Source organism: Moraxella sp. CTOTU46934 (assembly GCF_031979465.1).
GTDB classification, from domain to species: Bacteria; Pseudomonadota; Gammaproteobacteria; order Pseudomonadales; family Moraxellaceae; genus Faucicola; species Faucicola tetraodonis.
In genome coordinates this window covers 392,755-415,719 of sequence record NZ_DALZEG010000001.1, presented here as the reverse complement: position 1 = coordinate 415,719, position 22,965 = coordinate 392,755, and the positions used below count along the sequence as shown (strand labels likewise).

Annotated in this window: 21 protein-coding genes and 1 other RNA gene; 13 read left to right on the top strand and 9 right to left on the bottom strand. The window is 42.6% G+C overall.

Features of this window, described 5'->3' with window-relative positions; translation table 11 throughout:
* Nucleotides 1–566 precede the first annotated feature (566 nt).
* The gene (gene phbB, locus RTN07_RS01890; RefSeq protein ID WP_312175156.1) at nucleotides 567–1,340 is read left to right on the top strand and encodes an acetoacetyl-CoA reductase; all 774 of its coding nucleotides are present in this window, start codon (nucleotides 567–569) and stop codon (nucleotides 1,338–1,340) included.
* Nucleotides 1,341–1,460: 120 nt separating this feature from the next.
* Here the strand turns inward: phbB and rpiA are convergent, their stop codons facing one another.
* A complete protein-coding gene (rpiA, locus tag RTN07_RS01885) occupies nucleotides 1,461–2,150 on the bottom strand; it encodes a ribose-5-phosphate isomerase RpiA (protein ID WP_159676155.1) in 690 nt (229 codons plus the stop codon).
* 224 nt (nucleotides 2,151–2,374) lie between these two features.
* Here rpiA and ilvA point away from each other — a divergent pair, with 224 nt between their 5' ends.
* The 3 genes from ilvA (at nucleotide 2,375) to RTN07_RS01870 (ending at nucleotide 6,382) form a co-directional block, all read left to right on the top strand.
* The gene (gene ilvA, locus RTN07_RS01880; RefSeq protein WP_312175152.1) at nucleotides 2,375–3,925 is read left to right on the top strand and encodes a threonine ammonia-lyase, biosynthetic; all 1,551 of its coding nucleotides are present in this window, start codon (nucleotides 2,375–2,377) and stop codon (nucleotides 3,923–3,925) included.
* A gap of 212 nt (nucleotides 3,926–4,137) precedes the next feature.
* Nucleotides 4,138–5,481 (top strand): ABC1 kinase family protein, encoded by a 1,344-nt coding sequence (locus RTN07_RS01875; RefSeq protein ID WP_312175149.1) that lies wholly within the window; start codon nucleotides 4,138–4,140, stop codon nucleotides 5,479–5,481.
* A gap of 151 nt (nucleotides 5,482–5,632) precedes the next feature.
* A complete protein-coding gene (locus tag RTN07_RS01870; protein ID WP_282840924.1) occupies nucleotides 5,633–6,382 on the top strand; it encodes a YebC/PmpR family DNA-binding transcriptional regulator in 750 nt (249 codons plus the stop codon).
* A 47-nt stretch (nucleotides 6,383–6,429) separates the two neighbouring features.
* On the opposite strand, the gene RTN07_RS01865 is transcribed toward RTN07_RS01870, so the two are convergent.
* The gene (locus RTN07_RS01865; protein WP_312175146.1) at nucleotides 6,430–7,227 is read right to left on the bottom strand and encodes a hypothetical protein; all 798 of its coding nucleotides are present in this window, start codon (nucleotides 7,225–7,227) and stop codon (nucleotides 6,430–6,432) included.
* A 278-nt stretch (nucleotides 7,228–7,505) separates the two neighbouring features.
* Here RTN07_RS01865 and ssrA point away from each other — a divergent pair.
* Nucleotides 7,506–7,866: a transfer-messenger RNA gene (ssrA, locus tag RTN07_RS01860) on the top strand.
* Between the two features lie 340 nt (nucleotides 7,867–8,206).
* Complete coding sequence (locus RTN07_RS01855; RefSeq protein ID WP_062330141.1) at nucleotides 8,207–8,545, top strand: septal ring lytic transglycosylase RlpA family protein; 339 nt, start codon at nucleotides 8,207–8,209, stop codon at nucleotides 8,543–8,545.
* 83 nt (nucleotides 8,546–8,628) lie between these two features.
* Here RTN07_RS01855 and RTN07_RS01850 read toward each other — a convergent pair whose 3' ends face one another.
* From RTN07_RS01850 to glnA, 5 genes are all read right to left on the bottom strand, one after another.
* Nucleotides 8,629–9,804, bottom strand: a complete 1,176-nt coding sequence (locus RTN07_RS01850) for a DEAD/DEAH box helicase (protein WP_312175139.1) — start codon at nucleotides 9,802–9,804, stop codon at nucleotides 8,629–8,631.
* A 124-nt stretch (nucleotides 9,805–9,928) separates the two neighbouring features.
* The gene (locus RTN07_RS01845) at nucleotides 9,929–10,141 is read right to left on the bottom strand and encodes a cold shock domain-containing protein (RefSeq protein ID WP_312175137.1); all 213 of its coding nucleotides are present in this window, start codon (nucleotides 10,139–10,141) and stop codon (nucleotides 9,929–9,931) included.
* A gap of 272 nt (nucleotides 10,142–10,413) precedes the next feature.
* Complete coding sequence (locus tag RTN07_RS01840) at nucleotides 10,414–11,064, bottom strand: 4'-phosphopantetheinyl transferase superfamily protein (RefSeq protein WP_312175134.1); 651 nt, start codon at nucleotides 11,062–11,064, stop codon at nucleotides 10,414–10,416.
* Between the two features lie 44 nt (nucleotides 11,065–11,108).
* Nucleotides 11,109–11,801 (bottom strand): DUF4124 domain-containing protein, encoded by a 693-nt coding sequence (locus RTN07_RS01835; protein ID WP_076774625.1) that lies wholly within the window; start codon nucleotides 11,799–11,801, stop codon nucleotides 11,109–11,111.
* 230 nt (nucleotides 11,802–12,031) lie between these two features.
* Nucleotides 12,032–13,441: a type I glutamate--ammonia ligase gene (glnA, locus tag RTN07_RS01830; RefSeq protein ID WP_312175130.1), complete on the bottom strand. Its 1,410-nt coding sequence runs from the start codon at nucleotides 13,439–13,441 to the stop codon at nucleotides 12,032–12,034.
* Nucleotides 13,442–13,934: 493 nt separating this feature from the next.
* On the opposite strand from glnA, the gene RTN07_RS01825 reads away from it, so the two are divergent.
* From RTN07_RS01825 to truC, 6 genes are all read left to right on the top strand, one after another.
* Entirely contained in the window at nucleotides 13,935–14,561 is a 627-nt protein-coding gene (locus tag RTN07_RS01825; RefSeq protein WP_312175128.1) for an anthranilate synthase component II, read from the top strand.
* A 140-nt stretch (nucleotides 14,562–14,701) separates the two neighbouring features.
* Complete coding sequence (trpD, locus tag RTN07_RS01820; RefSeq protein ID WP_312175125.1) at nucleotides 14,702–15,832, top strand: anthranilate phosphoribosyltransferase; 1,131 nt, start codon at nucleotides 14,702–14,704, stop codon at nucleotides 15,830–15,832.
* Between the two features lie 15 nt (nucleotides 15,833–15,847).
* Nucleotides 15,848–16,669 (top strand): indole-3-glycerol phosphate synthase TrpC, encoded by an 822-nt coding sequence (gene trpC / locus RTN07_RS01815; protein WP_312175123.1) that lies wholly within the window; start codon nucleotides 15,848–15,850, stop codon nucleotides 16,667–16,669.
* A gap of 81 nt (nucleotides 16,670–16,750) precedes the next feature.
* Nucleotides 16,751–17,476 carry a Smr/MutS family protein gene (locus RTN07_RS01810; protein ID WP_312175121.1) on the top strand — a complete coding sequence of 242 codons (726 nt, stop codon included), beginning with the start codon at nucleotides 16,751–16,753 and terminating at the stop codon, nucleotides 17,474–17,476.
* A gap of 252 nt (nucleotides 17,477–17,728) precedes the next feature.
* Nucleotides 17,729–19,117 carry an APC family permease gene (locus tag RTN07_RS01805; protein ID WP_312175120.1) on the top strand — a complete coding sequence of 463 codons (1,389 nt, stop codon included), beginning with the start codon at nucleotides 17,729–17,731 and terminating at the stop codon, nucleotides 19,115–19,117.
* 70 nt (nucleotides 19,118–19,187) lie between these two features.
* The gene (truC, locus tag RTN07_RS01800; protein ID WP_312175118.1) at nucleotides 19,188–19,988 is read left to right on the top strand and encodes a tRNA pseudouridine(65) synthase TruC; all 801 of its coding nucleotides are present in this window, start codon (nucleotides 19,188–19,190) and stop codon (nucleotides 19,986–19,988) included.
* A 32-nt stretch (nucleotides 19,989–20,020) separates the two neighbouring features.
* Here truC and RTN07_RS01795 read toward each other — a convergent pair whose 3' ends face one another.
* Complete coding sequence (locus RTN07_RS01795; RefSeq protein WP_312175419.1) at nucleotides 20,021–20,617, bottom strand: phosphatase PAP2 family protein; 597 nt, start codon at nucleotides 20,615–20,617, stop codon at nucleotides 20,021–20,023.
* A gap of 124 nt (nucleotides 20,618–20,741) precedes the next feature.
* Nucleotides 20,742–22,190 carry a glycosyltransferase family 4 protein gene (locus tag RTN07_RS01790; RefSeq protein WP_312175115.1) on the bottom strand — a complete coding sequence of 483 codons (1,449 nt, stop codon included), beginning with the start codon at nucleotides 22,188–22,190 and terminating at the stop codon, nucleotides 20,742–20,744.
* Between the two features lie 331 nt (nucleotides 22,191–22,521).
* On the opposite strand from RTN07_RS01790, the gene tusD reads away from it, so the two are divergent.
* Nucleotides 22,522–22,962, top strand: a complete 441-nt coding sequence (gene tusD, locus RTN07_RS01785; RefSeq protein ID WP_409455527.1) for a sulfurtransferase complex subunit TusD — start codon at nucleotides 22,522–22,524, stop codon at nucleotides 22,960–22,962.
* Nucleotides 22,963–22,965 lie beyond the last annotated feature (3 nt).

Here is a 22,965-nt window from a genome sequence, read left to right as displayed (position 1 = left end):
CAAATAAATAAACAGACTAAATAAACAGACCCAGCTCATCGTGGTATATATAAGTACTAAGCATTCACGCTTGCGTATCGATACAATCAATCTTGTCCAATCAAGTTTGTACAATTAAGCCAACTTTGTACCATCAGGAAAGAAATTTAGCAATTAGCCTTGATTAAGTGCGGTTGATACAAGGTATTTTGCTCAATCTTACATTGCTTAAAATTATCCTTATAGCCTAGCACAAACCGCTATTGTTGCAAATTTTTTTAGCACACAAACCTATAAATACTCGTTTGCGCGTAGCAAAATGTTTGTAATAAAAATAAAAACGTAAAAAATATTGGTAGTTATCAAATTTTCATATATGATGAAAAAAACAAGGAAGTAAAAGTCAATAAATTTATGTGAATATTCGGTCTATAGATTTTTTGTGACCCTGATATCAATCACGTGTGACTGATTTTTTAGCCGCATATTAAATTGTAAAAAAACCAACACATTTATCTTATAAACTACCCTAATCATTGAATTTTTTAGTACAACCAACAATCACAACAAACAAGGAGCGTATTGTGATGACAACGGACAACCCAACTGCAAATAAAAAAATTGCCCTGGTAACAGGTGCGCTAGGTGGTATTGGCACGGCTATTTGTCATGCGCTAATCCAAGCTGGCTATCACATCATTGCAACTTACACCCATAAAGCGGATAGTACAGTCAACCGCGGCGAAGCTTGGTTAAAAGAAGAAGGCATGAATGCCAGCGATTTCACCTTTGTTGAAACCAATCTCACTGACCATGAAGCAGCCACCAAAGCCATTGTTGATGCAATTGAAAAAGCAGGTCACATTGATGTGCTAGTAAATAACGCAGGTATCACCCGTGATACGACTTTCAAAAAAATGACTTATGAGCAATGGTCAGAGGTGATTGATACCAACTTAAAATCACTATTCACGGTCACCCAACCGGTTTTTAACAAAATGCTTGAGCAAAAATCTGGGCGTATTGTCAGTATCAGCTCAGTTAATGGCTTAAAAGGTCAGTTTGGTCAAACTAACTACTCAGCCACCAAGGCGGGTATCATCGGCTTTAGTAAATCGCTAGCACTAGAAGGCGCTAAATCTGGGGTGACCGTTAACGTGGTTGCACCGGGTTATACGGGTACTAAGATGGTGATGGCGGTGCCAGAAAAAGTGATGGAAAGCATTAAAGCCGGCATCCCAATGGGTCGTCTCGCCCAACCTGAAGAGATTGCTGCTGCCGTGGTATATTTGGTCAGCGATGGCGCTGCTTATATCACAGGTGAGACCATCAACGTAAACGGCGGTCAATACATGCACTAATGAGCTTGCCATTAGCATTTGTGAACTAAATCGGTTATAAATTAAAAAAGACCAGTCATCGTGACTTGGTCTTTTTTGTTGTGTGACAACATTGCTGACAAGCGTTAACTTACTGGTTACTTACTTGGCTGTCAATTTTTTCACGCCATCTGCCGTTGCCATCAGCAAGATATCAGCGCGCTGTGCGCTAAATAGCCCATTACATACCACCCCAACGATATTGTTTAACTTTGCTTCAAACGCTGCTACCTTCTCAATGTTCAAGCCGATATCTAAGCCATAAACATCCAAAATTAAATTGCCATAATCGGTGACAAATCCTTCACGGTAGACCGGCTCACCGCCAAGCTGCACCAGCTCACGCGCCACATACGAGCGCGCTTGTGGCAACACTTCAATCGGTAGTGGAAAGCCAACGCCTAATTGCTGCACCCATTTACTTTCATCAACCATGCAAATAAACTGCTTAGAAGCAGCGGCAACAATTTTTTCACGGGTTAAAGCGCCACCACCGCCTTTGACTAGCTGTAAGTGCTCGTTTACTTCATCGGCACCATCAATATATAAGTCTAACTCACCCGTGAAATTTAAATCCATCACCTCAATACCGAGGGCTTTAAGCTTATCTTCGGTGACCTTTGAGCTTGCCACAGCGCCCTTTAGGTTAACTTTTGGCAATAATTCAATGAGGCAATTGACGGTACTACCCGTCCCCACGCCCAAAATCATGCCTGATTCGATATATTTTAACGCGTCTGCTGCCACGGCTTGTTTTTGTTGTTGTTGCGTGCTTGCATTCATCGTACTCATAGACCCAGCCTTGTTAGGAATTTATCAAAAAAACAGATAGAAAACTTAATGCTATCAATTACCCAACTTATTTTACCGTAAAAGCACTTGCAAGCTAAACCCTAAAGTCCTAATCTAATCACTTATTTTTTACTTCTCTAACGATTTACTGTGTTTTAGTTATGAAAGAACATAGAGGGTAAAAATAAATCTTCAAACGTATTTTTCAAACTTAGGTCATTATTATGTTATCAGATTGGGTACGCCTTATCCTTCAAGCGACCGTGTATGATGCTGCTATTCAAACGCCGCTTGAACCCGCCAAAAAACTCAGTGAACGGTTTAACAACGATATTCGTTTTAAACGTGAAGATTTTCAGCCAGTGTTTTCTTTCAAGCTGCGGGGTGCCTACAATCGAATTAGCCAGTTGAGTGAAATAGACAAAGCCAAAGGCGTGATTTGTGCCTCTGCCGGCAACCACGCGCAAGGCGTCGCCTTCTCGGCTAGCCGCTTGGGACTCAATAACATTATCGTGATGCCGACCACCACCCCCGATATCAAAGTCAGTGCCGTCAAGTCCTTGGGCGGTAATGTGGTGCTATATGGCGATAGTTTTGATGAATCTAACCGCTATGCCATTGAACGCGCCCAGACCGATGGTTTGACCTTTATCCCACCGTATGACGATGAATTGGTCATCGCAGGTCAAGGTACCATTGCCATGGAGCTAGTACAACAATGGCGTAAAATGGAATATGTGTTTGTTGCGGTTGGTGGCGGTGGCTTAATCTCAGGTGTCGCGGCGTTTTTGGGGGAAGTTGCACCGCATGTCAAAGTCGTGGCAGTCGAGCCAGAAGAAGCAGCTTGTCTCAAAATTGCGCTTGATACCGGTGAACGCAAACGTCTGCCCCAAGTGGGCTTGTTCGTCGATGGGGTGGCAGTCGCGCAGCTGGGTGAAATACCGTTTGACGTCTGCCGTATGCCAAAAAGCGATAACTCAGGTCCCGTGGTCGAGCCTGATGTGGTCACTTGTAGCAATGATGAAGTGTGTGCGGCGATTAAAGACGTGTATGATGAAACCCGCACCATCGTTGAGCCTGCAGGGGCGCTTGCTGTCGCAGGTATGAAAAAATACATCGAAGATCATAATCTACAGGGCAAAAACTGCGTGGCGATTTTATGTGGTGCCAACATGAATTTTGACCGGTTACGCTATATCGCTGAACGTACCGAAATTGGTGAGAAAAAAGAAGCGATTTTTGGGGTGACCATTCCTGAGCGCACAGGCGCCTTTTTGGATTTTTGCCGCTCACTCAAAGGTCGCAATATCACCGAATTTAACTACCGCATCAACACCAACCCCAACTACCCCCATCACGCTGCCAATATTTTTGTCGGTATCGCCCTCAAAGAAGGGGAAAAAGAGCGCAAAGCAATCCACCAGTTACTCAATGAAGCCGATGATGCCGCGATTGACTTGACCGATGATGAAGTCGCCAAGACCCATATTCGCTATTTAATCGGTGGACATGCGGGATTAAAAGACGAGCAATTATTTCGCATTGAATTTCCCGAGCGTCCTGGTGCGCTGCTCAACTTCCTTGAAAAATTGGGCTCACAGTTTAACATTTCTTTATTCCATTATCGCAATCATGGGGCGGCTGAAGGGCGTATCTTAGCAGGCATTCAAATGGGTGAGCAAACCGCCGAGCAATTACTTGCCAAACTGCAAGACATTGGCTATGAGTGCGAAAACCTCACCGATAACTTGGGCTATCGCTTATTTTTACAATAGTTTTTAACGGTTTGGATAAAAAAGGTGTCATCGTGGCGCCTTTTTTTGTGCCAAGTTTTTTATGCCAAGCTATGCACAAAATTCGCTAAATTTCAGCACGGTACATAGTAAAAATAGCCATTTTCTGCTAATCTCAATACTTAAAACTTGATAATTTACCTGATAGTTTCACTGATAAATTAATTAAAAAATTCTGCTATAAGACAACCACTATGTCATCAAAAAAACGTTTTTTAAAACTTGCCGGTATGACTGCCAGTATCGCAGGGAAAGCAGCTAAAAATTCTATTAAGTCTTTTGCAGGCTCTGAAGAAGATAAACTCACAGCCCGTAGCGAAATGCTGCAAACCGTAGGGCTGCAAATCGCCGACACCTTAGGCGAAATGAAAGGCGCGGTGATGAAAGTCGGTCAAATTGCCTCGCAGTATAAAGATGTGTTCCCGCCTGAAGTCTCAAAAGCGCTGGAGAAATTACAAAAAGACGCGCCGCCCATGCCGTTTGCCGTCATCAAACAGCAGGTTGAAAAAGAATTGGGGCAACCGATTGAGGCGTTGTTTGCCCAGTTTGATCAATCACCTTTTGCGGCAGCCTCTATCGGTCAAGTCCATAAAGCGGTGTTGCCAACCGGTGAAGCGGTCGTGGTCAAAGTGCAATACCCTGACGTTGATACCAGCATCGATAGTGACTTAAAACACGTTCGCTTGGCGCTTAAGATAACTGGCGTGCTCAATATGGATAAAACCTTGCAAGATAAAATTTTTGCAGAAATCCGTGATAGCCTGTATGACGAACTTGACTACAGCAAAGAAGCCCATAACTTAGCAATTTTTGGCAGTTTCCACAGTGATGATGATGGGCTGATTATCCCCAAAGTTTTTCATAGCCATTCTACCAAACGTATTTTAACCCTATCACAAGAACTGGGTGAAAAGCTCGAAGTGGCTGCCACTTGGGGCAATGACATCAAACAAAAAATCGCTACTCGCCTATTTGATTTTAGTGCCGGTCAATTGTTCAAACTGTACCGTCTGCATTGTGACCCCCATCCAGGTAACTTTGCGTTTCGCCCTGATGGCTCGGTCATTGCCTATGACTTTGGTGGTATCAAATCTTACAGCCATGACGAAGTTGCGTTATTCAAACGCTTTGCCATTCACTGCTTAAGCGGTGATGTGACAGCGCTTGAGCAAGATTTGGTCAGCATTGGCATCAAAAAAGACAATGATGAGCCACTGCCCACGGACTTTTATAACGATTGGTTGCAGATTGGTTTGACCCCGTATGGTTTTACCCAGTTGTTTGATTTATCCAAACATGCGCCTTATGACTTTGCCACCAGCCAAACCCATTTTCAAGCGATTGCCAAAGCAAAAGAGTCGCTTAAATACTGGCAAAGCTTTCAACCTGCCCCACTTACCATGATGCTTGATCGAACCATTTCTGGACAGTATTGGAACTTGGTCAATTTAAAAGTAACCATTGATTTAAGTGAGTTGATACACCGCTATATTGATTTGCCGACATTGCCACGACCTGATGATTCGCCTCGCCCTTAGGTTTGATTTTCACTTTCAATAACATTTCCTGCGATGACATAGGCGCAACCCCCTATCAAAAATCCGGGTTGCTCGTTTATAATAGCGCACGCAAAATTTTGAAAATCAGATTACCAAGTTATATAGGTTAAGTTAGATAAAGGATACACTCATGGCCGGACATTCCAAGTGGGCAAACATCAAACACCGTAAAGCCAAACAAGATGCGGCAAAAGGTAAAATCTTTACCAAAATCATTCGTGAGCTGGTCTCTGCTGCCAAACAAGGCGACCCAGACCCAGCAAATAACCCACGTTTGCGTGCGGCGGTGGAAAAAGCCAACTCAGTTAATATGACCAAAGACACTGTAAAACGGGCGATTGAACGTGGTGCCGGCGGCGGTGATAATGACAACATGCAAGAAATCACCTATGAAGGCTATGGCTTGGGCGGTGTTGCGGTGATTGTCGAGACCATGACGGATAACCTCAACCGTACTGTTGGCGAAGTGCGTCACGCTTTTAGCAAAAATGGTGGCAACTTGGGTACATCAGGCTCAGTGGCTTATATGTTTAGCAAACGCGGTGAAATTACCTTTGATGATGTTTCGCTAGAAGACACCATCATGGAAGTCGCGCTTGAAGCAGGGGCAACCGATATTGAAAATAACGGTGATAGCATCACAGTGGTCACTGAGCCAGAGAATTTCGGTGACGTGATGGATGCCTTAGAAAAAGCCGGTTTAAAATCCGACAACGCAGAAGTGACCATGTCCCCTTCAACCATGGCAGATGTCACTGATGTCGAAGACGCTAAAAAAATCATGAAAATGATTGATATGCTAGAAGATTTGGACGATGTGCAAGAAGTCTATACCAACGTCAACTTTACTGATGATGTCATGGAACAACTTGATGATTAAATGAAATTTTTCAGTATAAAAAAGGCTAAATGTAGATTTAGCCTTTTTTATTGAGCAATTTGTAGCAGTGTCGTGGTGGGATATAAGGTTAAAAACACTCGATCAAACTCACTACCGTGATGCAAGGCTTCACTTGTATCAAAAGTTAATACGCCCTTTTCTTGCTGTTCATTGGTATGAATCAATAACCAGATTTCATCCAACGCTCTTTTTTTGTGGTACGCTTGGACTTTATGCGCTTTTTTGCTCATCACCGCATCAATATCACTTTGATTGATGTAGGAATCAATTGGTAAATCTTCGTTTTCATCTGCCATATCGGTAAAAAACGCACTGGGTAACCAACGCATGGTTTTGGCAATACCGTTTTGTAATTTGCTACTGAGCGTAGGATGCGACAAATCACTCGATGGCTCGATAAATTGCTGCGATATATTTGAAATATTACGATTATCAATCTTTTGCCAATTGACCCAATTGGCCCAATTAGCCTTGGCACCTACTATCTCGCCCGCACCATTAAACCGCGTTGGTGTAAATTTGGTTGACACCTGTAGCAGTGACTGCCAGTACCAACGCTTTAATATTAAATTGTCATTACTGAGTCTATCGCGTAGTCTTGGCAAAGTGGTTAATTCGATGCCAATTGCGTATTCACCTTTGTCACAATAAAAAATACAGGTAAAATCAGGCTCATTACCATCATCCGTACCTGAGATGGTTTTGGCAGGATGTAAATGCAGCATGGCTAAAAAATGCACCAAATACACCCATTCACGCTGGCGTTTGAGCTGATTTTGTGACATCCGCATGATGCTTGGCGAATTTTTTTTGCTACTTGCCATTCAGCTACCTGCCATTCATTAATTACCTGATTAGCTTATTCAATGGCTCAGTCTAATTTACCTATTCTAAGTTACCCAGCCTATTGTTTCTTTGACTAAAAATATATCAAAAAAATTTTACTTACTTCAACACCTCAGCTTATCAGGTCAATACGTCAAATGCATGACAATAATCTGAACGGTTTTGGGGTCTGTGTGTTTTTAGTAATTTATCTGACTATTATGACGTTTAGCCTTGTATTTTAAGCTACTAACCTTATATAATTAACAGTTCATTTGGGGATGTTCTGGCTTCGACGCTGGTAATGAAACTCAATGATGCATGTCGAGTGAGTATGTCCACTCGTAAATAAAATATACATTTTAAACTAGTCGCAAACGACGAAACTTACGCTCTAGCAGCCTAAGGGCTGCTTGGGACGGCACAGATTGCCATTGGTCTGGTTGCTCTCCTTGAAGCGAACGCACGATGGATAGCTTAAATTGTTGTCTCGCCAATTTGAGCAAAACTTAAGAGGCTCGTGGTTGGCATCCTGACTGTCGGTTCGCCAACCATTAAAGCCATAGACAGAATCTAAACATGTAGAGTCATGGGCGTAGTGCTGGCGGACGCGGGTTCAACTCCCGCCATCTCCACCATATATAAAAAAGAGAATGCAATAACTTGCATTCTCTTTTTTTTGCATTTTTTATATCCGATTAGCGACTCAAGATAGCATTTTTACACAAAATCAACAGGTTAGAAAAACTAGCTGATATAGTTACACAATTTATATGTTTAGCAAAACACATCCGATATTAAAGATTTTGTTTACAATAAAATATTTGAAATAACATAACTTTGTAATTAGAATACACACCGCTTAAGTGATATTAAACAATATTACTTTGTTTTTACTATGTAAATCACGGGAAATGCCCCTTGATACCTTTAAGCAGTCAGATTATTGACCGCTTTAATTGATAAAAGGAACATCCGATGAAATATATCATTGCCAGTTTGTTTGTTACTACTTTAGCCACCCAGCAAGCCAATGCTGATGTTGTTTCATGGTATGGTGGCAAGCATCATGGTCGTACCACGGCGTCTGGCGAGAAATTCAATCAAAATGCACTGACTGCCGCCAGCAACGTGCACAAATTAGGTAGCCTACTTAAAGTCACTAACAAAGCCAATGGTAAAAGTGTGGTTGTACGCGTGACTGACACAGGTGGGTTCGGCAAATATGGCCGTACGCTAGATTTGTCAAAAGGTGCTTTTAGCAGAATTGCTAATCCTTCAAATGGTCTTGCTAAAGTCGATATCGTTAGATTATAGCGTTATTTTTATTAATGTATTTTTGCTGTAAAAAAGGGCGCTATTGATTGATAGCGCCCTTAATGTTTTATCAATTAAAAAATTTAATCCTCTAAAAAACGGGTATCATTCGACCATTGCTGCATTTTGATACTTTCATCCAAATATTGCTCGATAGCCGGTAAGTTAAATCCGTCGTTTTCACTGATAAAGCTTATACTCATGCCTTTATTGCCTGCCCTACCGGTGCGACCGATACGATGAACGTAATCATCAGGACTGTCTGGCAAGGTGTAATTGACCACACAAGCCACATCATCCACATGAATACCTCGCCCTGCAACATCAGTCGCCACTAAAATATTGGCATCGCCTTGACGAAATTGTGCCAAATACTTCTCGCGTTTGGCCTGTATGACATCCCCTGACAATATCACTACTTTATACTGACGATTAAGTTTGTCATACAGGCGCTTGACTTGGTCTTTACGATTGGCAAAGACAATCATTTTCTTGGGGGAAATTTTTTCAATAATTTGCTGTAACGCCGCCAGTTTATCCGATTCCATCAGGGTAAAAAATAACTGCTCGATGTTTTGACTGGTTTTTTGTTCAGGCGCAATTTCTACAAAAATCGGCTGATATAACCAGCGATAAGCTAAATTCATCACATCTTGGTTAAAAGTAGCGGAAAAAAGCAGGGTTTGCCGATGCGTATTGGCAGGCATCATACGAATCAAGCGTTTGATATCAGGTATAAATCCCATATCCAGCATTCTATCTGCTTCATCTAATACCAAAATTTCAAGACGATCGAGATACACATGGTGCTGAAAGCAAAAATCAATCAAACGACCTGGGGTGGCGATGATGATATCGACAAACTTTTGATGCAGCTGCTTTAACTGCGTCTCATAGTCTGTGCCACCGAGCAAACAAACAGTATGCAGTTCGGTAAACTTGGTGAGTTCAAGGCAATCTTGATAAATTTGTTGAGCCAATTCTCGAGTCGGCGCGAGCACCAGCGCACGGGTTTCACCCAAAAAACGATCGCCATCAACCTCAGGGTTTATAGGATTATTCAGCAATTCATTGATGATGGTCAGTAAAAACGTTGCTGTCTTACCTGTACCTGTTTGTGCCTGCCCAATGGCGTCTTGCCCAGCGAGTGTATTGGGCAATATCTGCGCTTGTATAGGGGTCAGCGTTTGATAACCTAGTTGGTCAATCGCTTGTTTGAGCGCTGGATGAAGAGGTAGTTGTGAGAAAGTTTGAAACACAGAGAGTTAACCTATTTTGACCAATCAATCATTGGCTATGAGAAACAACAAAAACCAAGTTAATGACATCAACTTGGTTTGCAAAAAGGTCAAAAATAACACTTCAACCCCTTTTTGGCTCAACTTATTCGACTTTGGTAACTTCTTCAGCTTGAAGACCTTTTTGACCCTCAACCACGATGAATTCAACTTTTTGACCATCTTGAAGTGAACGGTAGCCGTCACCTTGAATCGCGCGGAAATGAACAAAAATATCTTCACCGCTGTTACGCTGAATAAATCCAAAACCTTTTGAATCATTAAACCATTTTACAACGCCTTGTTCACGAACTGACATATTATAACTTCCTTTAACACTATTAATGGTAGGTTTTTAAAGTAGTTTTTTAAACAAGGCTAGTTAAGCCTAGTTAAGTTTAGCTACCCGCTACCTACGCCTGCTAAATAATATACTAGTTAAGCTTTTGTAATAGTTTGTTAAAACATTTCTCTACAATGTCGCTCACATAGTAAATTGTTCTTATAGCAATCATAGCACGGGTTTTTTACAAAAAAAAGTAATTTCGTAAGAATTGGTTATTTTTTTAAACAGCGATTTTTTAGCCTTATTTAACGGTTTACAATAATAAAACTGCAAGGTTTGCTACTAAAATTGCCAATTATTTTAGCGTCGGTTTGCACACATTGTATGGGCTTATTTTTAGGCTTATTTTTAGACTTATCTTTAGCATTTATCTCATGGGCGCCAATAAGTTGATTGATAACTTCCTCGCCCCATTCATCTAGCACATCATGCTTTAATTCTTTGATTAATTGCTTGTCGGCATGTTGATGGGTTTTGATTGAACATTCTTTAAGTCGCCATAGTAGGTTTCGTAAAACTGCTTGATTGACTGCAGGCTTTTGATTCAACCATTGGTATTCATGGGGTGAAAAAAAGCGCGAAGCAACCTGATGACTAATTGCGGTGTCTTCGACATCAATGCCGATATTGGTATAGGGCGAAATCAATACTGCGGCATGTTGGCGGCTATGGCTAAAACTGACATACCAAGTGTAACCGTCAGCTGTTATAAAATGATAAGGAAAGTTTGTATCCATTAACTCGCCTGTCACATTGAGCGCTTGCTGTAGCTTTTTTAGTAATTGACGACAAGACATCGACCCTGATTTATGGGTTAATAGGGTAACCTGTTCACCCAAATTATGGTGAATATCAATAGCCACCCAGCTATGGTGTTCGATTGGATAAAACTGCATCGGTTATGGTAGTGCCTTATGGGATAAGCAAATTTAATCACGCCTTAAAGTATTTTTTTATACCAAGGTTGATTGGCTTTCTTCTTTTGTGCTTCTGCAATTGCTTTACGTTTTTTTTGATACAGTACATTATTACTGATGAGATTAATAGCGCGAGTGTCTTGCGCGATGACTTCCCCTAAGATGTTTTCAACACTTACAGTAATGGTATAAGGGTTAGGATCGAGCGTGGTAGTTGCGATAGTATAGCTAGTGTCTTTTATGGTCGCTAAGGTTTGGTTATTGAGTTGATAGACGATTCTATCGCCTGTTTTTAAACTCGGTGTCAAAGCAACGTTAATCTCAATTGGTTGACTACCCCGTCGCAGCGTTTGCCCGGCTTCAGGCGCTACAATTTTTATGACATAATCGCCCTGGTGGCTTGCTGAGATAGATTGGGTCGATAAGCGATCAGTTAAACTATCACCTAAACTATCAGGCAAACGATTGTCAGTAGCCGTACTCGCTGCGTTATCAACTTCATTGTTCAAGTTATTAGATGTCTTTGTTGATTGATTGATCGTCGATGATACTTGTGATTGGGTGGGTAATTTATCTAATACGCTGATATTCTTGCTGCTTTTATTGTATTGATAAGCGGTATTGATATTATCGGTATATACCACTTGACCGTCTGAGGTGGTCGTCTTATACACTTGAGCATGACTTAACTGTGACAGCAATAACAATGAAGCCATAAGTGGAAAGTTATAACCATAGCGTAAACTACTATTATTATCGGTACTATATTTATTATCTGTACTATATTTTGTCAAAATCATATAAGCCTTCCCCTCAAAACCCATTATTGTGCATATTTTAGCAAGCTTGATAATCAATCCCTAAATAATTTTGCCTATTAGCCTAAAAATTTCACATAAAAAAACCCAACTTAATGTGAAGTTGGGTTTTTTGAAAAGCGAACTTATTAGCAGCTGTAGTACATATCAAATTCGATTGGATGAACTGATACGTTGTAACGCTCTACTTCTTCTTTTTTCAAGGCAATGTAAGCGTCAAGCATTTCTTTGGTAAATACGCCACCTTTGGTTAAGAATTCATGGTCGTCTTCTAACGCTTTAAGCGCAACTTCCAAGTTCTCCGCCACCGTTGGGATCAATGCTTCTTCTTCTGGTGGCAGGTCGTATAAGTTTTTGTCTGCGGCTTCACCTGGATGGATTTTGTTTTGGATACCATCAAGCGCTGCCATCAACAATGCGGCAAAGCAAAGATAAGGGTTGGCTGCTGGGTCTGGGAAACGTGCTTCGATACGTTTGCCTTTCGGGCTTGCCACGTATGGAATACGAATTGATGCTGAGCGGTTACGCGCTGAATAAGCCAGTTTAATAGGCGCTTCATAATGCGGTACTAGGCGTTTGTAGCTGTTGGTTGATGGGTTGGTGATGGCATTTAATGCACGAGCATGTTTGATGATACCACCGATTGCGTATAAAGCAGTTTCTGACAGCCCTGCGTATTCATCACCGGCAAAGGTGTTTTTGCCATCTTTTTGGATTGACAAGTGAACGTGCATACCTGAACCATTATCACCAACCATCGGTTTTGGCATAAAGGTCGCAGTCTTACCATATTCGTGGGCAACGTTGTGTACCGCATATTTGAACTGTTGTACTTCGTCCGCTTTACGAACTAGGGTATTAAATGATACACCGATTTCTAGCTGGCAAGAGGCAACTTCATGGTGATGGACTTCAACACGGCCTTTACCCATAATCGCTTCTACCGCGGCACACATATCAGCACGCATATCTTGTGAGCTATCAACGGGTGGTACTGGGAAGTAACCGCCTTTGACGCGTGGACGGTGCGCATAGTTACCGCCTTCTATGTCTTTATCGGTTGACCAAGCGGCTTCATCAGCTGAGATGGTGTGACGCGCACCTGACATGTCGATTGACCATTTTACATCATCAAATACGAAGAATTCTGGCTCTGGACCAAAGAATGCGGTATCACCGATACCCGTTGATTTTAGGTATTCTTCAGCACGTCGCGCGATTGAACGTGGGTCACGGTCATAACCTTGCATGGTTGATGGCTCGATAACGTCACAGGTCACAACAACGGTCGTTTCACGAAAGAAAGGATCGACGAATGCGGTATCAGCATCTGGCATCAAAATCATATCTGACGCTTCAATGCCTTTCCAACCAGCAATTGATGAACCATCAAACATTTTACCTTCTTCAAAAATGTCTTCGTCCATGCTGTCAGCTGGATAGCTTACATGTTGCTCTTTACCTTTAGTGTCAGTAAAGCGAAAATCTACCCACTTTGCTTCGCTAGATTTGATTAAATCTAAAAATTTATTCGACATTGCTCGTTTCCTTTTACTTACGCAAAAAATGATTAAAAAAACGTTACGCCACTTTATACTCTTTTCGGTGCTGTGACAAGAGATAAACAAAGTAGTGCTTGTTGAAGTTAAACTTTCAAGTTATGTGCCAACTTTTGCGCTATCATGCTAAAGATTAAATTTTTATATCAAATTCAATGAGTTATTTAAGGATGGATTTACTGATGAAGTTGGCTGATATGACTATCTGCCTAGATGACCTTCAAATCGCTATGGGGCTGTAATACTTGCACCATTTTAATTAAAATTTCATCTATATTCACTTTTATAGTGCGTTAATTATACGTTTAACTATTTTAGGGAAAATCATTAACATTGATCTCTCCGACTCGGCTTCATGTATTCGGTTTCAGTCACTTGTAGAATGGTTGTGGTAAAATAATTAACTAAAATAACGGTGAAGTTTTTTCATTGGCTAACCACCGTCCAACAATTACAGCATAGGGTTTCTGGATTGCTACTTTTTATTGATAACTACGACAGTTTTACCTACAATTTGGTGCAGTATTTTGAGCAATTGGGGCAACCCGTTGAAGTCTGGCGCAATGATGCTTGCAGCAGTGAAGATATCATTCGTTTAAATCCCGATTATTTGGTCATTGGTCCCGGACCTTGCACGCCAAGCGATGCGGGCAATACGTTGAGTTTTATCAAAGACTGTGCCGGCATTATTCCTATATTAGGCGTTTGCTTGGGTCATCAAGCCATTGGGCAAGCATTTGGCGCCAATATCATTCGTTGCCCAACGATTATGCATGGGCGGGTGTCGCAAGTTTTTCATCACCATCAAGGGATATTTGCCGGGCTTCCCTCACCTTTTAACGCCACTCGCTATCATTCTTTAGCGATTGACGCAGACAGTTTGCCTGCTTGTTTAGAGGTTACCGCATGGTGTGATGATACTCACCCACATAATTTGCTGCCGTCCCCTACTGTGATGGGCATTAGGCATCAAACATTGCCGATTGAAGGGGTGCAGTTTCATCCAGAATCTATTTTAAGTGAGCATGGGTATGCAATTTTGAAAAATTTTTTAGCTAATTATGAAAACCATGAAAACTATCAAAGCGCTAACCCTTAGACTGGGGTAATTGAGTTTTGCGGCTTAAAGTTTGGCTTTAAAACTTGGCTTTAAAACCTGGCTTTAAAACCTGGCTTTGTTATAGTATACTAGTACAATGATATATAAAGTGTAAGCCATAAAACTCATACGAGACTGACATGACCCATACTGTAACGCCCTATCTTGGTGACATTACCACGTCTATTGAAAACAACCAACCATTAACGCCAGAGCAAACCCAACTACTGCTTACCACGGCACTTGATCGCGCCATCAATACCATTGACCTGACCTATGCAGAAATGCGCGGCGTCATGCTAGCTATCATGCAAGGTCAATGCCCCGATGCCATGATGGGCGCGCTGCTCACCGCGCTGCGTATGAAAGGTGAAAGTATCGAAGAAATCACTGCCGCCGCCCAAGTGATGCGGGAGCTGGCGATTAAAGTGGATTTATCGGATGTGCCCAATGTCGTCGATATTGTGGGTACGGGGGGCGATGGCGCAAATTTGTTTAATGTCTCTACCGCCGCTACGATGGTCGCAGCAGTAGCTGGCTGTCATGTCGCCAAGCATGGTAATGGCGGCGTTTCCGGCAAATCGGGCAGTTCCGATTTGCTGCAGCAAGCGGGTATTAATTTGGCGTTAAATACCGAGCAGATTACCCAGTCGATTAAAACCCATGGTATTGGTTTTTTGTTTGCGCCCAATCACCATGTGGCAATGAAACATGCGATGCCCATTCGCCGTACCCTAAAAACGCGCACGGTGTTTAATATTTTAGGACCTTTGACCAACCCGGCGGGCGTCAAAAATGCCATGATTGGGGTATTTAATCCTTCGCTGTGCGAACCGCTTGCCAATGTGTTCAAAAACCTTGGCGCAGAGCATGTGCTAGTCGTCGGCTCAGTGGATAACCTTGATGAAATCTCATTGGCGACTTATACCCACGTGGCTGAACTTAAAGATGGCAAAGTCAGCGTATATGATATCGAACCTGAAGATGTTGGTATCGAATCGCAAACGCTTAAAGGCTTAATCATTGACAGTCCAGCACAAAGCCTAGCCCTCATCCGCGAAGCACTGGCTAACAATCCCAATAAAACCCCCATCGCCAAAAAAGCAGCGGATATGATTGCCTTAAACGCTGGTGCGACCATCTATGTAGCAGGTAAAGCAGATACCATAAAACAAGGTGTAGCCATAGCACAAGATATCATCAGCAGTGGCAAAGCCTTGCAAAAAATGGCAGCATTAGCAAGCTTTACTCAGCAATTCACCTCTCATTAAATTTTTGGAAAAACCATGCCTCATCAAGCAGTCCCCTCGGTATTACAAAAAATTGTCGACACCAAACGTCAAGAACTAGCCAAAGCCAAACAACAACAATCTTGGCACGACCTTGAGCAAATTGCCGCAACGAACCGCCAAGACATCCGTGATTTTGCCGGCAGTTTGCGCAAAGCGGGTATCCGTGTCATTGCGGAAGTCAAAAAAGCCTCGCCATCCAAAGGCATCATCGCCCCTAATTTCGATGCTGTCGCCACTGCAGTTGGCTATGAACAAGCGGGTGCCGCTTGCCTATCGGTATTGACGGATACCGACTACTTCCAAGGCTCGGATGCGTATTTATTGCAAGTGCGCCAAGCGGTAAGCCTACCTGTGCTACGCAAAGATTTTATGATTGAGCCGTATCACATTTTGCAATCACGTACGCTTGGGGCAGATTGTATTTTGCTGATTATGGCGTGTTTATCGGATGCGCAAGTCGCTGAGCTGCATGAATTGGCGTTAAAACTTGGCATGAGTGTACTCATTGAGTGTCATGATGAAATAGAAGTGGAACGCGCGTTACGCTTGCCAGCCCATCGTCAAAACGTGTATGGGGTTAATAATCGCAATCTACATAACTTTGATGTGAGTTTGGACACTACCCTACGCCTAAAAACACTGTTTCCACAAGATAGCTTATTGGTGACAGAAAGCGGGATTCATTCGGCAGAGGATGTAAAATTGATGCTGGGCCATGACATCGATGCGTTTTTGATTGGTGAGCAGTTTATGAAAACGGGTAATGCAGGCGCGGCATTAGCAAAGTTATTGGCACAATCGCAACAAAATGCGTAAAATAGCCAAGTTAAATAATTGATGTTAGGGCGTTTCATCGATAAACGCCCTATTTTTTATACCGATTTATAGAGTTATTGTATGGCAAATTTATTTTCTAAAGAAATGCAAGACCAGTTAAAGCAGCTTAAAACCGAACTGGGTAGAGGTCGCAGCCAAACCAAAGAGACCGATGAAAACGGCAAACCGACTGAAACCGTGGGTTTACTGAGCAAGCAACAAGTCGCCAAACAAGTTAAAAAATATAATAGCGAACATCTTGATGACGATAAATTGCTATTTATGCAAGCCATGTCAGGCGTGCAGCCAATCAAAGATAAAAACTTGGCGGATAAAAACAACGCTGGCAATAAGCTTGATGCGACGACGCTAGCCAAACGCGCGGCGGCAGTCGGTGGTGACGATGATAGCGGGCATGTATTGTCTGATATGCAAGCGCTGCTCAACCCGGTGTCTGGCGATGCTTATTTAAGTTATAAAACCGCAACGCTACAAAACAAAGTGTTTAATGAGCTCAAACAAGGCAAGATTCGCTGGTATGATGCCGTAGATTTACACGGTGCCACCATTGAAGAGGCCCGTGAAGCCATGAGTCAGTTGATTTTGCAGGCTCAAAAAAACAATGAAAATTGCGTAAAAATCATTCATGGCAAGGGCATTGATAGTATCTTAAAAACTTGCGTCAATGGCTGGTTGCGTCAGATTCCTGAAGTGCTTGCTTTTTGCTCAGCGCCTGCGGCACAAGGTGGCAATGGTGCAGTATTGGTGTTACTCAAAAAACGCGAAAAAGCCAATCGCGACCAATAACCATTGTACTGCTATTTTGACTATAGGTTAAATTTTATAAAATCATGCATAAAACAAACGATGCATGATTTTTTTTAACAGGATTTTTTAATTGTTAATAGTTTATTCTTAGTTTTTGTTTATAATAGGCTCTTTTTTTTCATGGATTAAATGCGCTGCATTAATCTACTCTCAACTGGCTAAAAACAGCGCCCATTTGACTTTTGACAGCTGACTGTTTTTAACACCACTGGGTATAGGAGAAAGGTAACTTTGAACAATACCACCACTGCGACTCATTCGCCCGCTAAATTGCAACGTCAATTGGCACTCTGGCACATTATCATTATTGGTTTGGCGTACATTCAGCCCATGACCGTATTTGATACCTTTGGCTTGGTTTCTGAAGCCAGTCATCAGCACGTTCCAACATCTTATATTATTGCATTGATTGCTATTTTGCTTACCTCGCTAAGTTACGGTAGCATGATTCGTCGTTATCCTTCGGCAGGCTCGGCATATACCTATGCCCAAAAATCGATTCATCCCAATGTCGGGTTTATGGTGGGTTGGTCTTCTTGGTTGGATTATTTATTGTCACCTTTGGTGAATATTATCCTAGCGGTGATTTATCTTGAAGCACTGTTCCCTGATGTCAACAAATGGATTTGGGTATTTATTCTGACGGGATTTATGACCTGGATTAACGTGCATGGCTCCAAAGTCGTGGCTTATTTTAATAGTTGGATTGTGTTTATTCAGCTATTGATTATCGGTGTATTTACGTGGTTGGTGTATAGCAAATTGATGGCGGGCACCAATGCGGACGGCACTATCAATGCCGCAGCTTACCAATTATGGAGCTTAAAGCCGTTTTGGAGTGATATTGCTAACATGACGGCACTCATCAGTGGCGCAACGATTTTATGTTTCTCTTTCACAGGCTTTGACTCACTAAGCTCATTGGCAGAAGAAACCAAAGATGTGCAAAAAACCCTACCAAAAGCAATTTTCTTGACCGCATTGATTGCAGGTATTGTGTTTATCATTAGCACTTACTTTATGCAGATTTATTTCCCACAAACCCCTGACAAATATTTCCCAGATGTGGCTGCTACCCAGCCAGATATTTTAATGTTGGTGGGTGGTTCTGCGTTTCAAGCCGCCGTATTGGGCTTTGCAATTGTCACGGTGATGGCGTCAGGTATTTCTGCACATGCGGGTGTCTCTCGTTTGATGTATGTGATGGGGCGTGATGGGGTCATTAATAAACGTATTTTTGGTCATATTCATCCAAAATACTTGACCCCAACCTACAATATCTATATCGCGGGTGTGATTGCCTTAACCGCGGGTTTTATTGAGTTTGATGTCATCGCGCATTTGATTAGTTTTGGGGCGTTGACGGCCTTTAGTTTTGTTAACTTATCCGTGATTGCGACCTACATCATCCGTGAAAAACGCTACCACAGTGCCTATGATTTGTTTATGTATTTGATTGTGCCGCTGTTGGGCTTTATCAGTGTTGCGCTGATGTGGAAAGAAAGTGAGCCCATCGCCATCAAAATGGGTTTAAGCTGGGCAGTAATCGGTCTTATCTATTTGGCATTTAAAACCGGTGGTTTTAAGCGTCATCCACCGATGCACAACGAACATGAGTAATAGTTAACGTGGTGAAAAGGTCAGATACGATTCTGACCTTTTTTATGTCTGTGGCTTTTTGGAAAACCCTATGTTAGAAATTTTATATCAAGATGAACACTGTGTGGCAGTCAATAAGCCTGCGGGTATGCTGGTGCATCGAAGCTGGCTTGACCGTCATGAAACCCATTTTGTGATGCAGACCCTGCGCGATCAACTGGGTCAATATGTTTATCCGATTCATCGCTTAGACAGACCAACCTCTGGCGTATTACTGTTTGCTTTATCGAGCGAATCAGCGCGGCAACTGTGTGAGCAATTTGAAAACAGGCAAGTGCAAAAATCTTACTTAGCCATCGTGCGCGGGTTTTTGACAGTGAATGAGCAGACATCTGGGCTGATTGATTACCCACTCACACAAATTTTGGATAAAATTGGCGATAAACCAAGTTTGCAGGCACTGCAACAAAGAAAGGTCAGTTCGACAGACATGTTTGATGAAGCCCTTAGCAGCCCTGCTGAATTAACCTTACTGCAACCTGCACAAACGCATTGGCAATGCTTGGCAACAACTGAGCAGCCGTTTCAAGCGCGCGCACGCTATCCCACTTCACGCTTTAGTCTGGCTAGATTGACGCCCATTACCGGACGAAAACACCAACTACGTCGCCACATGAAGCATGTGTTTCATCCGATTATTGGCGATACCAGCTATGGCGATCATCACCAAAATCGCGCTATCCGTCAACACATCGGTGTACATCGCTTGATGTTACATGCGCATACCTTAGCTTTTCATAGACTGACCGACAATCGCCGTGTTGATATCACTGCGCCTGTGGATACAGATTGGTTAACGATGTGTGCGCAGTTTGGCTTTCATTTTCCTTGATAGATAGTGATATCATTATTTGGCGACATCCTTTACGCAACCAAGTAATCACTCACTTTACTACCGATGGTCGCAAATGTTGCGCCAATGCCTGCCCCCACCAACACATCGGTGGGATAATGTAACCCAAGCACCAAGCGCGATAATGCCACCAGCATCGTAAATGGCAGCAACACCCATAACATCATCGGCACTTGATGACCTATCATGGTGGTAAACAATACCGCTTGCAGTGTATGCCCCGATGGAAAACTAAATACATCCAAAGGCCGTTCGCCTAAAGTAATGGTCTGGTGTACTTGGTAAGGGCGTGGACGTACTGTATGCACTTTTAAATACTTATACAGCAAATAACCGCAAAAACTGCTGAGTAACACCGCACACACTTTCACAGCAACGATACTAGCGACCAGTCCTTGCGATAGTAATGCTACTAACATCACTACCGTCGATAGCGCCCAAAACCAACCATCGCCTAAGCGGCTGATGGTTTTGAAAAACTGCGCAAAAAACTTCAATTGCGACAGTAAATTTACCCGTAAACATAAGCGAGTATCCCACTGCAGCACGCGCTTTTGCAAATGATATAGTTTAGGTTTACTGTGCAAAAACTGATAATAATTGCGCATTAAATTGGGTAAGTTTTCGATAGGGCTAACAGAGGTACAGGTGAATTCTGAATTGGCAAGTGACAGATTGGGATTTTTTATAGGTTGATTCATGGCGCCATCCTTTTTTTTGCCTATTTGAACATCACGTTTTGGAAAAAAACGCAGCAGATTCAGCGGGTCTTGGGGTTAGGTGGCTATTTTGGGGTGAGTGGCTACTTTGGAGTGAATGACTATATCGTGGCTGTTTTTTTGCCCCGACAGTCGGGTGAACTGACTCAGGTGTGGGGGCGATTGTCGAATCCGCTAGCGGATGTTGAGCTGGCGCTTGAGAAGATAAAATGGTTGGTGTCACTGTGCTGGCTGTTACGGTATTGGTTTGGATTGATAGCACCTCATAAAACATGGTCAACATTTCTTGGGCAGGTTTTTGCCAAGAAAAAGCAGCTACCTTGTGCCTTGCAGCTAGTCGCATTTGATCAAGCTGTTGTTGTTTGGGCAATTCACTAATCATCTCTACAAAGCGTTGTTCTTGCCCAAGCGGTACGGTTTTACCACAACTATCATCCACCAACAGCGCCGCTGCCGCATCATGATAGGCAAAAATTGGCAAACCCGATGCCATCGCTTCGGTGACGACATTACCGAAAGTTTCCACTTGACTAGCAAAGACAAAAGCATCCGCACTGGCATAATAACTTGCCAGCGCCTCGCCTGTTTTAAAGCCTGCAAAAATAATGCTTGTATCATTGGCATGCCTTTTAACCAGCGCTTCTTTGTATGGTCCATCACCGACAATCACTAATTTAACATGACGATGCAGCTGCTGTAATTGTAGCGCTTTGAAGCTTTTAATGACGGTATCCATACCTTTTTCAGGGGAAACACGGCTCACACACATTAACACTGTGGTACCCTCGCCCACGCCCCAGCTTTGCCGTAATGCTTGGCTACGTTTGCTCGGTGCATAGCGCGCTGTATCAACGCCACGACCGACTTGGTACAAATGCTTGAAACCAAATTCAGCGAGCTGATGTTGGGTGGTCTGGCTTGGAATACATGTGGCATTGCAATGGTTGTGAAAACGCTTCATATACGCTAGCAAAGGCACTGAAACAACTTTCCAACCAAAGTATCGGCTAAAATCATGGAACGCGGTGTGATAACCTGAAGAGACTTTAATTCTTTGCTGTTTGCCAGCAATCAACGCCGCAAGCCCCAAAGGACCTTCCGTCACGATATGCACGATATCAGGACGAAGCTTGCGCAGCTGCTTGGTTAAAAATCGGTAACAAGGTAGCCCCATGCGCAGATGCGGGTAATAGGGAATGGGCAAACTTGGCACTTGCAAATCAGTGGTAACAGCCGCAGTGTTAAGCCCTGTCGTTAGGGTATGTTGTTCGACTTCATCGCTTTGCTTGGGGCGAATCAACGTGATGCGATGACCCATCGATTTGAGTTCGCGCATGATTTGATAAACGCTTGAGGCTACCCCATTGATATCTGGCAGCCACGTTTCAGTCACCAAAGCGATATGCAGAAATGGCCTATTTTCATGAAAAGGCGTGCCTGCAACTTGAGTTGAGGGATTCATGTGATTTGCTGACGTCGTCTTATTGTCAGAGGAGGCCTGGTACAAATTAGTGTTTACAGTGTTGTCACTCATAGTATGTTATCAACCATTACAACCGACTGCTTTATTTGACTACAAAAGCCGTTTCGGTAAATTAAATCAATCCTTTGTATGGGTTAAGCTTATAAGCCGCCATTGACAACCTCATGTCAATTTGATAACAGTTTGATGACAATTGCATCGCAAATAGGGGTCGATTTTGCTAAAATAGCGGGCATATTGCAGCTTTATAGATTAATGCCTTATAGATGGTTAAATGACTGATTTGATAAATACATCGAATAATACCGCTATGCCAAATACTTCGACGCTCGATACACCGATTGTGATGCTGATGACCCATGCGCCTAGTCATCCGCTCACCAAACGAGCGCTTGAATGTGCCCAATCGCTATGGGCAAACGATAGTAAAACAACCGATGCGCAAAACCCGTTGACTAGTACCGATTTTAAAATTTTCTTATATAGTGATGCGGTGATGCTTGCCAACCGATTAATTTGGCTGCCCGATGATATCGAAAATATGGCAAAAAATTGGCAACACTTTGCTATAAGTCATGATTTAACTATTCAAGTGTGTGTGAGTGCCGCTTTGGCTCGCGGGGTGACAGATGCTGACAATGCGACTAGACATCAGCTACAAGGTGACAATTTAGCAGATGGCTTTGAATTAGTCGGTTTGGGTGAATTAGCCATGCATCTACACAGGGCAAAAACGGTTTATCAGTTTTAATTC

Excerpts from the sequence above, each read along its gene's own strand:
- RTN07_RS01870 (WP_282840924.1), top strand. The coding sequence starts at position 5,633 with ATGGCCGGACATTCCAAGTGGGCAAACATCAAACACCGTAAAGCCAAA.
- phbB (WP_312175156.1), top strand. The coding sequence starts at position 567 with ATGACAACGGACAACCCAACTGCAAATAAAAAAATTGCCCTGGTAACA.
- RTN07_RS01865 (WP_312175146.1), bottom strand. The coding sequence starts at position 7,227 with ATGGCAAGTAGCAAAAAAAATTCGCCAAGCATCATGCGGATGTCACAA.
- RTN07_RS01795 (WP_312175419.1), bottom strand. The coding sequence starts at position 20,617 with ATGCGCAATTATTATCAGTTTTTGCACAGTAAACCTAAACTATATCAT.
- trpC (WP_312175123.1), top strand. The coding sequence starts at position 15,848 with ATGCCTCATCAAGCAGTCCCCTCGGTATTACAAAAAATTGTCGACACC.
- RTN07_RS01810 (WP_312175121.1), top strand. The coding sequence starts at position 16,751 with ATGGCAAATTTATTTTCTAAAGAAATGCAAGACCAGTTAAAGCAGCTT.
- RTN07_RS01875 (WP_312175149.1), top strand. The coding sequence starts at position 4,138 with ATGTCATCAAAAAAACGTTTTTTAAAACTTGCCGGTATGACTGCCAGT.
- trpD (WP_312175125.1), top strand. The coding sequence starts at position 14,702 with ATGACCCATACTGTAACGCCCTATCTTGGTGACATTACCACGTCTATT.
- RTN07_RS01855 (WP_062330141.1), top strand. The coding sequence starts at position 8,207 with ATGAAATATATCATTGCCAGTTTGTTTGTTACTACTTTAGCCACCCAG.
- RTN07_RS01845 (WP_312175137.1), bottom strand. The coding sequence starts at position 10,141 with ATGTCAGTTCGTGAACAAGGCGTTGTAAAATGGTTTAATGATTCAAAA.
- RTN07_RS01840 (WP_312175134.1), bottom strand. The coding sequence starts at position 11,064 with ATGCAGTTTTATCCAATCGAACACCATAGCTGGGTGGCTATTGATATT.
- rpiA (WP_159676155.1), bottom strand. The coding sequence starts at position 2,150 with ATGAGTACGATGAATGCAAGCACGCAACAACAACAAAAACAAGCCGTG.
- tusD (WP_409455527.1), top strand. The coding sequence starts at position 22,522 with ATGCCAAATACTTCGACGCTCGATACACCGATTGTGATGCTGATGACC.
- ilvA (WP_312175152.1), top strand. The coding sequence starts at position 2,375 with ATGTTATCAGATTGGGTACGCCTTATCCTTCAAGCGACCGTGTATGAT.
- truC (WP_312175118.1), top strand. The coding sequence starts at position 19,188 with ATGTTAGAAATTTTATATCAAGATGAACACTGTGTGGCAGTCAATAAG.
- RTN07_RS01790 (WP_312175115.1), bottom strand. The coding sequence starts at position 22,190 with ATGAATCCCTCAACTCAAGTTGCAGGCACGCCTTTTCATGAAAATAGG.
- glnA (WP_312175130.1), bottom strand. The coding sequence starts at position 13,441 with ATGTCGAATAAATTTTTAGATTTAATCAAATCTAGCGAAGCAAAGTGG.
- RTN07_RS01835 (WP_076774625.1), bottom strand. The coding sequence starts at position 11,801 with ATGGCTTCATTGTTATTGCTGTCACAGTTAAGTCATGCTCAAGTGTAT.